The following is a 13,632-nucleotide window of genomic DNA, read 5'->3' as shown; positions in this document are numbered from 1 at the left end:
GTTAGTTCACTTGCTTGGCCGCTAACATTGCGCTGACTTCCTCCACGTCCTTCACGGTATCTATGGACCTCCAGAATGAGTTGTTGTATATCACCGCCCTTATCTTTCCTTCCCTGGCCAGCTTTGGAAACACTCCCTTCTCTATATCGCCTTTGTCCGCCATCATGTCTATGGTTTTCCTTTTCATCACGTATACGCCGGCATTTATCATGTATTCCAGCAGTGGTTTTTCCTTAAAGCTCTTGACATATCCATTTTCATCGACCTCCACTATTCCATAGGGGCTCCTCATGGGAACCAATGCTATTGTTGCCAATCCATCGCCCATGCCCTTGACTAATGCGCTTACATCTATGTCCGTTATCACGTCGCCATTGGTTACCACGAAGAGATCGGTGTCTATGTACTTGGATGCATTCTTTATTGCGCCCTCGGTGCCCAAGGGCTCCTCCTCCACGCTGTAGAATAGCCGCACCCCGTATTTTGATCCATCCCCCAGCTTCTCAAATACCTTGGTTCTTAAATGCCCCACTGCTAGTATTATGTCGGATATGCCCTGTCCCCTCAGCCACTCTATCTGCCTGACCAATATGGGCTTGCCCCCTATCTCGACGAGGGGCTTTGGTTGATCGATTGTTAACGGCATGAGTCTTTTCCCGAATCCCCCAGCCAATATGAGTGCCTTCATGTCTTGCTCCACGTGGTTTTCGCTGGGATTCTCAATTAAAGCTTTTTCGCGGGCAAAAGCTTTAAATTCGCATGGTTTTTCGCTCAAAGCCATGGGAGGAAAACAGAAAACATCGATATTCATGAATGCTGAGGGAGAGGAGAAGCGGGTCGAGAAGGAGAAGGAACAGAAATGAAATGATAAGGATAGCAATACCCCACTCGTCCTTGGAGGAAGCGGCTGACGACCGCGAGGCCGTCAGGAAGATAGGCTATATCGGCAGGGCGGCTGCCATATTCAAGGTAAGCAATATATACATCTATACCCATAAAGGCGAGACGCCCAAGTCGAGGGCCCACTTCATAAAGAGATACCTGGAGTACATGGCAACGCCTCCCTACTTGAGAAAGGATTTGTTTCCCATGAAATCGGAGCTTCGATTGGCCGGCCTACTGCCCCCGCTTCGACTTCCCGTCTTTTCATCGAAGCCCCGACCAGGCGTCGTCTTGATGGGCATGGTTGTGAAGTGGGATGGATATGCATCCATAGTTAAGGTGGGCGAGACAGCGTTTGCCCGAGTTCCTAAACCTTATCCCCTCAAGTCCCGCCTCTTGGTTCAACTGGAGAATGAAGTTGATGAGGGGCTCTATAGGGCTCACGTGGTTCCTGCCAAGCAACCCGGTCACTATGCGGGTTTCTCCGTGGATATAATGACGATTGGAGAATTGATTAGGCGGCCCCCCCTCCTCCTCACGGGAAGGGAGGGCAAGCCTATTGGCGATGCATTAGATGAGCTGGCCGGCCTGGTCAGGAATGGAGATGTAACGGTGGTTTTCGGGTCTCCCAGGCATGGAGTGGAGGAATTGATGCGTGGGGAGGGTATAGATGTGAAGGGCCATCCATTCATTAACTTCGTGCCGAGGCAGGGAGTAAGAACCATTAGGTTGGAAGAGGCTATTATATCCGTGTTATCCATAGTTAATCTATTTATTAATGGAATAACATGCTCAAGGGCATAATCGCATTTCATAATTGAATTATTCATCGTGGCGAAGATCCATTAACCAAGTCAATGCCCATCTTGAATGCCTTAACGTTTAACTCCGGCATCCTCATTGTGCTTTTTATTGCCTCTATTATGGCGTTCTCATCAATTGCTAGATTAAGCCCCGCAGCGTGAGCTGCCCCCAGCAGCACCATATTCTCCACTATGGGATTGCCTAGCTTTATTGCCGTATTGAACGCATCTATTATCTTTACATTTCTAATCGCGTTCAGCTTATTTATTAATTCCTCGGCACTCGGCAGCCTTAGCCTTGGGGTCGGCGGCCTTATGAGTCTGCTATTTACTATTATCTTGGTGTTCTCGTTTATGTATGGAGCCGCCCTGAACGCCTCCAGCAGCTCGAACGCTATGACTAAATCGGCTCCGCCCAACGGTATCAGGGGCGAGTTGACGTCGCCCAACCTAACGTGGACGTCGACTGATCCCCCTCTTTGACTGAGGCCATGGGTTTCGGAGGTGAGCACCTTGATGCCGCGAGACGTGGCTGCCGCGCCGATCAAGTTGGAGGTCGTTATCAGTCCCTGGCCGCCCACGCCGATCATGTATATATTGATCCTCACAATGTCTCACCCCACCTTTTTATCCAGTCCAAGTTACCGCTTGGCTTTATGGCATCATATGGGCACACCTGCGCGCAGACGCTGCATCCAACGCATGAATTTGGGTCTATCCAAGCCCTTCCATCATCCTTGGGCTGTATGGCTGGGCACGCAATCATGTTGTAACATATGCCGCACGCCTTACAAGCATCCTCTACCACTGAGTAAATAAGCGGCTCCACGCCTTCCCTCCTCAATTTTCTAGCTGCCTCCAAAGCACACGCCCTCTTGGAGACCACCACCGCGGTCTCCCCCCTCTTCACGGCATCTATTGCGTTGCGCATAGTGTTCACGGCTTCCTTCACGTTAAATGGATCTATTGAGTACACGTTCCTAACGCCGAGCCCCCTCACCGCCTCCTCTATTGGTATTGCTTGGGTGGGATTGGGCTGCCCGCCAGTCATGGCGGTAGTTCTATTATCCAGGACGATGAGGAGCAATGGTGTCTTGTTATATATGGCGCTGGCCAACGCCGGCAGGCCTGAGTGGAAGAAAGTTGAGTCCCCTATTATGGATACCACGAATGATCTTCCATTAGTTCCCCTATTGATGCCCATGCCGACCCCGAGCGAGCTACCCATGTCCGTCAACACGTCTTCCTCATCGAACGGCGGGTTTATTCCCAGGCTATAGCACCCTATGTCGCCGCTGAAGAGCGGCTTAACCTTTGATGTAGTGGATGCCAGCTTCAATTCATAATACGAAGCGGCATGCGGGCAACCTGGGCAGAATACTGGGGGCCTCTGGGGCGGCTCGTATCCTAGATCCATCCCGCGTCTGCGGGGGGCCTCAATTCCCATTGCTCCGGCCAGCACGGAATTAGTGATGTCTATGCTCAGCTCGCCCACCGGGGAAACGAAGTTGGACTTGCCCAGCACAGGTACCTTTATTCCCTCATCGAAGAGAACGGCCTTTATTTGGGTCTCCACCACGGGGTCTCCTTCCTCCACGACAATTATCTTATTGGCCTTGGTGGCTAGGTCAAGCACCTTCCTGCGTTGAACTGGAACGGGAACGCTTAGGTTGATCACCGTGGGGCTTATCTCCAACTCCTTTATGGAATCCATGACGTAGGCAAACGCAGATCCGCTGGTTATCACCAGCAATCCAGGATCGCCCTCCTCCACTTTAACCGGCAATTCCTCCACCGCCTCCTCTATCTTAGCCCACCTGCCCACCAGCTCCGCCTTCAATTTACGCGCATTGGCGGGCACCAATGCGAACCTCTTTTGTGTCCTATCAATGCCTTTGCCAAAGACGGGGGATTTGCCGTCGCACACATAGACTGGTCCCCTGGTATGCGATACTCTCGTGACTGTCCTGAAGAGCACTGGATGCTTCATTTTCTCGCTGAATTCCATCGCGATTTGAGCCAATTCCTTGGCGTTGGCGGGGTCGTAGGGCTCCAGCACTGGGATGTAGGCGTGTAACCCTACCCACCTATTGTCTTGCTCGTTCTGGCTGGACCACATGCCTGGATCATCTGCGGTGACTATTGCTAGGCCCCCCTCCACTCCTGTGTACGCGCTGGACATGAGTGGATCCATTCCAACGTTTAACCCGACGTGCTTCATGGTAGCTATGGCCCTGGCGCCCGTCATGGCGGCGCCGTATGCTCCCTCCAATGCGACTTTCTCATTGCTTGACCACTCCGCGTATATGCCGCGCTTCCCGCCCTCCTCCATCAAGTACTCCATTATCTCGCTGCTGGGAGTGCCTGGGTAGCCCATGGCGACCGATATACCTGCCTCCAAGAATCCTTGAGCAATGGCGTGGTTGCCTAACATGAATCTTTTACCGCAAGCCATGCATCGCCTCGATTTTCGTGCATTTATATATATTTTCCTATTTATATTATATATAATACCCCAAAACGAGAACCTATGCTTATATTAAGCCGGCGGCCTCAATCATTTATACGGGCATGTCGTACAAGCTATCGAAGACCGAGTTAACCGTGGGAGATATGTACTTCAAGCAAGGAATGAAGCCCAGGGAAATAGCGGAGAGGCTCGGCATATCTGTCAATACCGTGTATAAAGCCATATCCAAGTACAAGGCGGTTCATGGAGAGCAACAAGCGGAACCCGAGACTCAGGTAGAACAGCGAGTACCCTCCGTCAACGCTGATGATGTTAAGCCGGCCCATTACACAATTACGTTCACGATAAGCACGCAATACCAGCCGCAGCTCCACATGATCCAGGAAAAATGCGATGATCAATTACAGGTGGAGCTCTTGCTCAAGCTGGCCTCCTCCCTAGATGCCCTATCAAGCAAAGTAAGCGAGTTGGAGAGGAAGATAATGGATGTCATATCGCAGCGGGGAACCGGCGACGGTGTGTCCCAAGCGGTCGGAATCGACTCAACCTCCGCGCCGGATTTCGTGAGGGACAACGTATGGGTGGATGTCATACGCTCCAAGCACTTCAAGTGATTCCGACAGGGGAAAGCTTTAATCATATGGCCAACGCATTGCGGAGATGCGGTCCCTCATCTTAATTAACTGCAGCAAGCGCAAATCCATGGATCCCCTCAACTTGCCCGAGGTATTGAGGGGAGAGGTTAGCGTGCCCAGCGATGACTTGGAGAGGGAGGCGGATTATAGGCGAGCACTATCCAAGTACTCGATAAAGGCGATGGATTTGTACGATGGCCCCGAGTTCAAGGCGTATAGGGAATTGGCGTCCAGCAGTGGTGCTCGGTTGCTGGTGATGTCGGCTAGATATGGGATAATCGATGGAAATAGGAGCATCATCCCTTATGATGCAACGTTGGCTGGGAAGAGCCTAACATATATAGAGGAAATGGTGAGTAAATGGCTTGAGCATGGGAATTATGACGTCGCCCAGCTATCCATGGATTGGGATTGTGCCGTGATACGGCTCAGCGATAATTATTTGCTTGCCTTGGAGTTGATGGCCATGAGATTGGGCATAGATGTGTGTAGCATCGGTGGGACAACCATTGTAATAGGCGGTTCCAGGATCGGGGAGTTAAATGGCTGCGTCAAGATATTCGTGAGGGGTAATGGCGATGCGCGATCGAAGAAATTAATCGAAAAGATAAATCACTGCTTGAGCAGTGGATCGTATAGGGTGTGATACTTGGCGAGTAACGCGCCACGATGCGCCGCTTATTTTATTTATTTCTTCTAGTCATCTTATGGGGAATAACCCCAGCTCTTGCGCCCTGGTGGGCGTTGTGTATATCTCTATCCTGTGTCCCTTGGATACCAGCGATATTATTCCCTTTGAGTTGAGCGTCCTCAACACTTGTATGGCTTGATTCATCTTTATTCCATACTTAGATGATAGGAGATAGGGGGTTACGTATTCCATCTTGGTCACCTCCTTCTCTATTTGATTCATCAACTCAGCGGTTAGATCGCCAACGGGCTTAATGTTCTCTTCCTTCTTTCCCTTACCCTTTTCGGGCTTCTTTTGGGCTGTCTCCTTTGCTTTATCTTGTTGTTGCTTCTTGGCCATCTGGGACAACGTGGGCTTCTTTTTTCCACCCATGTATTTACCCGTCCGGTTTTAGATTAAATATTTTACCACGATGTACCCAGTGCCTCATCCCCTCGGGGTGGGGCGGTCATCATACTCATCGGTGCGGGCATTGCCTCTCAATTTATATTCAATTTTTAATATTTTTAAACAAAATGCTTTTAAAGCTTTTTAAACTCAGTATAAAAAGTAGTTATGCCGAAGGAACCCAGCTACAGGATAGAGAACATAGTTGCAACGGTCAATCTAGGCGTTGATCTCAACCTGGAGACCTTGGCGGAGAAGCTGCCGGCCGCCGAATACAACCCGGAGCAGTTTCCCGGCCTCATATTAAGGCTGCAGAAACCGAAAATATCCGCCTTGATATTCAGGACGGGCAACATGGTTTGCACAGGCGCTAAGAGCGAGGATGAGTTGAAGAAAGCCATAAAGAGCTTGATAAAGATACTCAACGAATACGGGGCCGAGATACCCATGAACCCTGACATTCAAGTACAAAACATAGTGGCCTCCGGCAATCTGCACGCTGAAGTCGACATAGAGAGATCAGCATTGATGTTGGAGAACTCCATGTATGAGCCGGAGCAGTTTCCCGGCCTCATATACAGGATGGGAGATCCAAAGGTTGTGCTCTTGATATTCAGTTCCGGAAAGATAGTGTGCACTGGGGCTAAGAAGGATTCCCAAGTTAAGGATGCAATAGTGAAGCTATACGATAAGCTGAAGGACGTGGGCGCACTCTACGAGGTGGGGGAGGAAACTAGCGAGGCGGAGGAATTGTAAGGCTATGTGCATTAAAAACGTGCGCACCCTAGTCCTACGTGGGGAGCTGGGTTCGGCGGATCCTCGCGACTTAATAGGTCCCATTAAGGGGAACTTGCTTGCATCGCTTATAGATAAGGATTGGAACATATTGGTGGAGATCAATGATATTTCCCAGCTGAGCCCTAGACTGCTCAAGGGAATTAAATCGAAGCTGGTGGTGTTGACAGTGAAGAACATGACGTGGTTGGATACGTACTTCATTTCCCATATAATCTCAATTCACGGCGGATCCAAAATAATGCTTGGACTCAGCTTCGAGAGGTTCCTGGAACTGGCGTCGCTGCCCCTACTGACCGACATACCTATCTTTTTATTTCCTGGGGAGGAGCATGTAGACTGGCTCCCGCGGGTGCGTAATGAGAATTGGGGGCTCTTCATCGGAAGAAATCAATTGGCTCGCTTTGATAAGCTGTACAGGGACTTGCTGGCCATGGAGCCGCGATATATTGTGTTCGATAATGAGGTTCTCAGAGACAATTTCCTAAGCATAGAGAAGGCGTTCTGCGGCGGCTACTCGATATCGTGCCCCGTCAATTGCCTTGACGTGGTGGAGTGCCTCATAAAGTGCCCCGTGGCCGCCGCGGCTAGGCAAATAGAACCGACTTGAGGCCTCCCCGGGGAAAACATTTTAAGCATTGTATCGCCCTCATCGTGTGGTCGATGATATATACGAGGCAGTCATGAGAAGCGCATTGATAAATGCAGTAAAGTTCGGAGGCTCGGCAGACGTTAGGGCCGTCATGACGAGGCTCCTCACAGAGAGGCCGGAGCTGAGGCAGAGGGCCAGGGAGGTCAAGGCCATTGTGGAGGAGGTAGTCGCTAAGGTTAACTCCATGAGTCCAGATGAGCAGAGGAGGGTTCTTCAAGAGAGGTGGCCCGATGCCCTGGCCCCGGAGAGGAAGCGAGTGGAGGAGAGGAGAGGCATTGAGTCGCTGCCTCCCCTACCCAATGCCGATCGATACTCCATGATAAAGCTAAGATTCGCGCCTAACCCTGATTTCGTCCTTCACCTGGGCAGCGCAAGACCTGCCGTTATTAATTATGCATATAAATTGAAATATGAAGGGAAGGCCAGGTTGGTGTTGAGATTCGAGGACACGGATCCGCGAACCAAGAAACCGATGAAAGTTGCATACTCCATGATAAAGGAGGACTTGACGTGGCTGGGAATCAAGTGGGATGAGGAGTATATACAATCACAAAGAATGGAAATATATTACGAATATATAAGGAAGGCCGTGAATATGGGCAAGGCATACGTGGTGGCCAAGGGCACTCAATGCGATCCGGATTTGTGGAAGTCATTGAAGTCATCCGGATTGCCGTGCCCCAACAGGGATGCCGATCCAGTCACCAACATGGAGCTATTGGACAAGATGTTCCAAGGCAGCTTCAATGAGGGGGAGGCCGTGGTGGCCATGAAGACCGACATATCCAGTCCAGACCCATCGTTAAGGGATTGGGTGGCGATGAGAATAATAGATACGCATAGGGATCCGCATCCCCTCGTTGGGAGTAAGTACATCCTTTGGCCCACCTATAACTTCGCGGTGGCCATAGACGATCATTTGCTGGGAATAACTCACATATTAAGGGCTCAAGAGCATCGCGTCAACACTATTAAGCAAAGCTACGTCTATAAGGCGTTTGGCTGGGAGATGGGGGATACCATTCACTTCGGCAGGCTGCACATAGAGGGTGCATCGTTGAGCAAGTCCGTGTTGAAGAAGATGGGCCTGTCATTCAATGATGTAACGCTGCCCACGTTGGCCGGTCTAAGGGAGCGGGGCATACAGCCGGAGGCCATCTGGGAGGTAATGCTATCGGTCGGCATAAAGGAGAACGACGCCACGATATCTCTGGACAACTTGTTCGCCGCCAACAGGAAGGTGCTGGAACCCCGCGCGAACAGGTTCATGTTCGTTGAGGCCCCGGTCAAGGTCAATATAGCCACGAGCGCTCCGTTGAAGGCTCACATACAGTACCACCCAAGTCATCCGGAGAGGGGCTCCAGGACAGTGGAGGTAACGCCCATCAATGGATTCGCCACCGTTTATATCTCGAGGGGGGATGCCGAGTATATTCAGAATGGATCCATTGTGAGGTTGATGGACCTAGCTAACGTGCGGTTGATCGCCGAGGGAGATCATTATAGGGGGGAGATCGAAAGCTTGGGGGTGGATGATGCGAAGAAGCATGGATATAAGATAATACAGTGGGTTCCATCATCGGCGGTCCCCGTCTCAGTTATGGTACCGATTAGGGTGGGCAAGATAGATAAGCAAACGGGTTTGGGAGAGCCCGCGCTCCTCTCCGATGTTGGGGAGGGCGATGTAGTTCAATTCGTTAGGTACGGCTTTGTCAAGCTGCGATCCAAGGTATCCGAGGAATTGGAGTTCATCTACATTCACGGGTGACCAGCTTGAGGATATGGTTCGATGCCTTAACCGCGAAGCAGGCACGCATTGCCTCCATCCTATACCTGGAGGGCAGGCAGCGGGGCATTGATGTGGAAATAACGTGTAGGAATTATGATTACGTGGAGAATATATTCAAGTTGTATGGAGTGCCCCATAAATGCGTTGGGATGCATGGATCGGATCCCATGGATAAGCTAAGGAAGGGCTTTGAGCGGTCCCTTCTATTGTTGGACGTGTTAGGCGAGTTCGACGTCCACGTGTCCCTAACGTCCCCCGACGCGTTCCGCATAGCGTTTGGCCTCAACAAGCCCATAATAGCGATAACGGACACGGTCCACTCGACGTTCGTGAACAAGCTAACCTTGCCGCTCGCATCCCTAATAATACTGCCCAACGCGTTGCCCCACAGCGATATCCTGGAGTACGTCCCGTGCGACGAACGCCGGGCCATAAAGTGGTTTAATGGATTGTTCGAGATAATGTGGATAAAGAGGTTCTCCCCCAAGGTAGAGGAGATAAGGGCATTGGGGTTAGAGCCGGATGAGTACGCCATATTCAGGTTCGAGGAGAGCCTGGCATCATATTATGGATATGGCGATAAATTGAATCTTGGAATAAAAGCCGTGGAGGAGCTCGTCAGGAGGGGCCTCAAGGTGGTGGTATTTCCACGTTATGATCATCAAGCCAAGGCGATAGAGTCCAAGTTCGATGGGAACGACGTAGTGATACCGAGGGCTCCCTTGGATGGGCTTAATTTAGCCTATCATGCCGCAATGGTTGTGACGGGCGGATCCACTTTCTCCACTGAGGCAGCCCTGCTGGGCACGCCGGCCATATCATACTTCCCGACGCCGTATTACATAGATGATTACTTAATCAAGCTGGGATTCCCGCTGCGCAGGTGCAGGCCCGAGGAGCTGCTGGGTTGTATATCGACAATGGATCTAACCAAGGAAAGGCCCAGCCTAGGCAGCCTAGTGGATCCAACGGATTTGATACTGGATGCCGCTAGATCCTTCTCGCGTTCTTGATGCTCAAGTCCTCCCCCCTCACCAGGTATATTGGTTCCTTCTCATCCATCGATTTAATGACGCCTAGGGCGAATTCCAACTCCATCAAATCTATCTCGGTCTCCACGGAGCTCCGCCTCAACTTGAGTAGGGATGCGTGATCCATTCCATACTTGCTCTCCACGGCCTTCACCGTCTTAGCGAATTCCTCGCGTCTGTACGTTCCGTAATCCGAGTAGCAAGGCGCGTTGCCCAAGCCAAGGGCCGGGGATAGCTCGGAGAGGTATATGCAGGTTCCCGGATCCCTGCCGGCAGGGCATCTAGTCTCGCAGAAGGCGAGGGAGTACTTGACCAGGCGTTGAAGCACCTTTAAGGGAAGAATCACGTATTCCTCTTCTGGATCCAAAACATCCTCACCCGGTGCATTAATTCATTTGACCAAATAAACGTTTTCGCCTACTGCATCTGCGGTTCACGCCATCTCTATCGCTATCGCGGTGCCCCCGCCCGTCCCATGGCACAAGGCGGCTATTCCCCTTCGTCCCCCCACGTGCTGCAGCGCCGTTATCAGGGTAGTCACTATCCTGGCGCCGCTGGCTCCCAGGGGATGGCCGAGGGCTATCGCGCCGCCGAATATATTCATTTTGTCGTATGGAACTCCCAGTACCTTGTTGACCAATACGTTGACCACCGCGAATGCCTCGTTGATCTCGAACGAGTCGAAATCAGCCACCTTTCTATTCAATCTCTTCAACAGCTTATCGATGGCGTATATAGGGGTCTCCGGGAACCTCCACGGCTCAAGCATCGCCCAGCTGTATCCCATTATCTTGGCCAGGGGCTTCAACCCCATTTCCTTGGCCCTCGCTCCCGTTGTTAGCACTAACGCAGCCGCGCCGTCGCTTAACTGCGATGAATTGCCCGCCGTGTGCAACCCATCCGGGCCAAATGCCGGTTTCAGCGATCTCAGCTTGTCCAGGCTAGTGTCGGGCCGTATCCCCTCATCCCGCTCCAGCGATACCTTGGTTCCCCCGATCTCTGCGTGGAACGGCTCCACCTCCTTGAATAACCCCTCCGCCACAGCCTTCACTGCCCTGGTGTGGCTTAGGTACGCGTACTCATCCAACTCATCCCTGGGCACCTCGTATTTCTTAGCCACCGCATCGGCCTCCTGCCCCATTATCATTCCATTAGTTGGATCCATCAATCCGTCATTTATCATTAAATCCATGAACTCCATTTTCTTGTTTATCAAGTGCTTCACCCCCCACCTATACTCGCTGCTCAGGGCCAGCGGCTGAGTGCTCATGGAATCAACGCCCCCCGCTATCATTATCGACGCATCGCCTACCTTCAGCTCGCGGTACGCCTCGAATATGGCCTGCATGCCAGATGAGCACACCCTATTTACGGTATATGCGCCGACCTCCTTAGGCATGCCAGCCAGCAAGGCGGCGTAGCGGGATACGTTCTGCCCCATTCCGCCCTGCAGCGTGGACCCCATCACGACCTCATCAACCATCTTTGCATCTATCCCACTGCGATTAATCGCCGCCCTTATGGCCTCGGCGGCCAAGTGTGGGGAGCGAACATCCTTGAGGGAGCCCCCGAATCTGCCTATGGGGGTTCTCGCATACCCAACTATTACTATATCATCATCGTTTACCATGACCTAGCGTCCCAGCTCGAATTAAAAAATCTTAGTGCCTCGATTTTTTGCATTTGTAGTAATATTTTTCAGTAGTTATTAATATTTAGAGTTAAATATGAGACGCTCAATGCCCTTGATCAATGGTCATTCCGAGGGCTTCTTGCCTGATATGTTTTTTAACGCTGACGAGATGCATTGATTATGGCCATAAGCCAGTTGAGGAGCGGCGCGTTGGGGGCCGTGACTGCCTTAGCCGCCTCGCTGCCCTTAATCTATTTCTCGGTGAGTAGAGGGGAGTGGATAGGCATTGCGGCGACGCTGGGCGCGGCACTGCTGGCCGCGCTGGGCAGAACCAACGCATCATCCGGCCTCCTATTACTGGGAGGAATGGGCGTGATCGCAGTATCGCTCTGGGGCGATATATACGTGAATCCCGGCGGCACCGCATTGCTTCTTGCCCCGCTCTTGGTGGGCCTCATCATGATAGCGTCCCACCTCGGCCTGCTCTCGGCCTCCTCCACGAGGGGCATGGGTCCTTCATTCGCCTCATCCTCCCTAATAGCCATGTTCCTCCCCCCTCCCTGGCCCATCCTGGGCTTCGCTTGGGCGGCGGCGGGGGGAATAACCTCCGAGTTCGAGGCATTCTCCACCCCCCTCATCCCGCCGGCGTCCTACGCGTTGACGTACGTGTTGGAGGCCATGCTGAGCGGCGCCCCGCTTGGGGGTGAGATACCGTTGAGGCCCCTCGCCTTTTACTCTTCCTTCATAAATAACATAAATGCATATGCGAACCCATTCACCATAAGCGTGCTGGCCATATCCCTCTCCCTGTTCGCTGCATCCCCCCTAGTCGCCATGAGGCGGCGCACATTGGTGCCCCTCTCCTCCCTCCTCTCCGTTCTAGCCGTGTTGATCTTGGCTCCTCCCCCCTCCCTTCCTGCGATTCTGATTCTATACCTGGTTACCTTGGCGTTGGGCTTCATTGGCTTGACCTACGTGACCGATATGGACGTTATTCCAATACTATATGGGCACTTGGCCAGTATTCCCACCTCCGACGAATTGAGGAGCCTATACCGGGAGAATTGGGAGGGCTTGATAGGAATGGATGCCGCCAAGAGGGAGTTAATGGCCGCTGCGGCCAGCTTCAACGGGGGAGGGAAGGGCAGGGTGGTTAGGCCGGTTCACGGCGTGCTTCTCTACGGCCCCTCCGGCACCGGGAAGACGGCGTTGGGGCTGGGCTTCGCCGCTTGGCTGGGCTTGGAGAGGGGGTTCCGCGTCCTCATCATAAGGACAGGCGCGTTGATGCGGGGAGGCCCGTGGAGCGCGGCCCACAGGCTTTACCTGGTCTTCCGCCTAGCCCGAGCGCTTCAGCCCAGCATCGTCTACATAGATGAGGTGGATGCATTGGGGAGGGCGAGGGGCGAGGCCGACTCGGGCGGGTATCGCTTGGTGGGGGTCTTGCTGCAGGAGATAGACGGCACGGTTTCCCGCTTTGACAAGGTAATGGTGGTGGCGACCACGAACGTGGTGGAATCGCTTGATCCAGCCCTGGTCAGGCCGGGCAGGCTTGGGGATTTGAAGATATTCGTGCCAAAGCCCCCGCCCGACGTCGTGGCGGGAATATTGATGGGCGTCGCGCAGCAACGAGGGGTGCCTCTCCCCGATTGGTTATTGAGGGAAGCCTCTCAGAGGGTGGAGACGGGCGCGGAGGCGGAGGCGCTGGTCAACTGCGTGGCCATAAAGATGGGAGCCGGGGCCGGTGATGACTCGCTCGCCGCGTGCTTGGCCGGCACCACCACGGGAATAAACGCGTACGAGACCGGCGAACAGGAAGAGGAGCGTTGATGAGAAGTTCTCTTTCAGGGTTGGAAAGGTTTTCAAG

General features: G+C 52.6%; 14 protein-coding genes. 8 read left to right on the top strand and 6 right to left on the bottom strand.

All coding sequences use genetic code 11. The features are described 5' to 3' along the window. Position 1: 1 nt before the first annotated feature. Complete coding sequence (locus ACZ5ZS_RS01365) at positions 2 to 688, bottom strand: nucleotidyltransferase family protein (RefSeq protein ID WP_188596469.1); 687 nt, start codon at positions 686 to 688, stop codon at positions 2 to 4. A gap of 125 nt (positions 689 to 813) precedes the next feature. Here ACZ5ZS_RS01365 and ACZ5ZS_RS01360 point away from each other — a divergent pair, with 125 nt between their 5' ends. After that, positions 814 to 1,686, top strand: coding sequence for a putative RNA uridine N3 methyltransferase (locus ACZ5ZS_RS01360; protein WP_229657662.1), 873 nt, complete (start codon positions 814 to 816; stop codon positions 1,684 to 1,686). A gap of 22 nt (positions 1,687 to 1,708) precedes the next feature. Here the strand turns inward: ACZ5ZS_RS01360 and ACZ5ZS_RS01355 are convergent, their stop codons facing one another. Continuing rightward, complete coding sequence (locus ACZ5ZS_RS01355; RefSeq protein ID WP_188596121.1) at positions 1,709 to 2,293, bottom strand: indolepyruvate oxidoreductase subunit beta; 585 nt, start codon at positions 2,291 to 2,293, stop codon at positions 1,709 to 1,711. Next, positions 2,290 to 4,140, bottom strand: a complete 1,851-nt coding sequence (locus ACZ5ZS_RS01350; RefSeq protein WP_229657661.1) for a thiamine pyrophosphate-dependent enzyme — start codon at positions 4,138 to 4,140, stop codon at positions 2,290 to 2,292. The genes ACZ5ZS_RS01355 and ACZ5ZS_RS01350 overlap by 4 nt, the downstream gene beginning before the upstream one ends. A gap of 116 nt (positions 4,141 to 4,256) precedes the next feature. On the opposite strand from ACZ5ZS_RS01350, the gene ACZ5ZS_RS01345 reads away from it, so the two are divergent. Then, a complete protein-coding gene (locus ACZ5ZS_RS01345; protein ID WP_075059043.1) occupies positions 4,257 to 4,769 on the top strand; it encodes a helix-turn-helix domain-containing protein in 513 nt (170 codons plus the stop codon). Between the two features lie 46 nt (positions 4,770 to 4,815). Then, positions 4,816 to 5,436, top strand: a complete 621-nt coding sequence (locus ACZ5ZS_RS01340) for a DUF6884 domain-containing protein (RefSeq protein WP_188596120.1) — start codon at positions 4,816 to 4,818, stop codon at positions 5,434 to 5,436. A gap of 54 nt (positions 5,437 to 5,490) precedes the next feature. On the opposite strand, the gene ACZ5ZS_RS01335 is transcribed toward ACZ5ZS_RS01340, so the two are convergent. Further along, entirely contained in the window at positions 5,491 to 5,853 is a 363-nt protein-coding gene (locus ACZ5ZS_RS01335) for a 30S ribosomal protein S25e (RefSeq protein WP_188596119.1), read from the bottom strand. Between the two features lie 183 nt (positions 5,854 to 6,036). Between ACZ5ZS_RS01335 and ACZ5ZS_RS01330 the strand changes: the two genes are divergently transcribed. From ACZ5ZS_RS01330 to ACZ5ZS_RS01315, 4 genes are all read left to right on the top strand, one after another. Continuing rightward, positions 6,037 to 6,624: a TATA-box-binding protein gene (locus ACZ5ZS_RS01330; RefSeq protein WP_188596118.1), complete on the top strand. Its 588-nt coding sequence runs from the start codon at positions 6,037 to 6,039 to the stop codon at positions 6,622 to 6,624. Between the two features lie 19 nt (positions 6,625 to 6,643). Continuing rightward, the gene (locus ACZ5ZS_RS01325) at positions 6,644 to 7,273 is read left to right on the top strand and encodes a hypothetical protein (RefSeq protein WP_188596117.1); all 630 of its coding nucleotides are present in this window, start codon (positions 6,644 to 6,646) and stop codon (positions 7,271 to 7,273) included. Between the two features lie 73 nt (positions 7,274 to 7,346). Then, on the top strand, positions 7,347 to 9,083 hold the full coding sequence (locus ACZ5ZS_RS01320) for a glutamate--tRNA ligase (protein ID WP_188596466.1): 1,737 nt from the start codon (positions 7,347 to 7,349) through the stop codon (positions 9,081 to 9,083). Further along, positions 9,080 to 10,117 carry a DUF354 domain-containing protein gene (locus ACZ5ZS_RS01315; RefSeq protein ID WP_425445007.1) on the top strand — a complete coding sequence of 346 codons (1,038 nt, stop codon included), beginning with the start codon at positions 9,080 to 9,082 and terminating at the stop codon, positions 10,115 to 10,117. Before ACZ5ZS_RS01320 ends, ACZ5ZS_RS01315 begins: the two co-directional genes overlap by 4 nt. Here the strand turns inward: ACZ5ZS_RS01315 and ACZ5ZS_RS01310 are convergent. Beyond that, a complete protein-coding gene (locus tag ACZ5ZS_RS01310; RefSeq protein ID WP_188596115.1) occupies positions 10,095 to 10,502 on the bottom strand; it encodes a hypothetical protein in 408 nt (135 codons plus the stop codon). The two genes, ACZ5ZS_RS01315 and ACZ5ZS_RS01310, sit on opposite strands and share 23 nt — an antisense overlap. 66 nt (positions 10,503 to 10,568) lie before the next feature. After that, complete coding sequence (locus tag ACZ5ZS_RS01305) at positions 10,569 to 11,765, bottom strand: thiolase family protein (RefSeq protein ID WP_188596114.1); 1,197 nt, start codon at positions 11,763 to 11,765, stop codon at positions 10,569 to 10,571. A gap of 183 nt (positions 11,766 to 11,948) precedes the next feature. Between ACZ5ZS_RS01305 and ACZ5ZS_RS01300 the strand changes: the two genes are divergently transcribed. Continuing rightward, the gene (locus tag ACZ5ZS_RS01300; protein WP_464858410.1) at positions 11,949 to 13,595 is read left to right on the top strand and encodes an AAA family ATPase; all 1,647 of its coding nucleotides are present in this window, start codon (positions 11,949 to 11,951) and stop codon (positions 13,593 to 13,595) included. The last annotated feature ends 37 nt before the right edge of the window (positions 13,596 to 13,632 follow it).

This window comes from Thermocladium modestius, from assembly GCF_055398215.1.
This window is presented reverse-complemented; position numbering and strand designations above follow the sequence as displayed.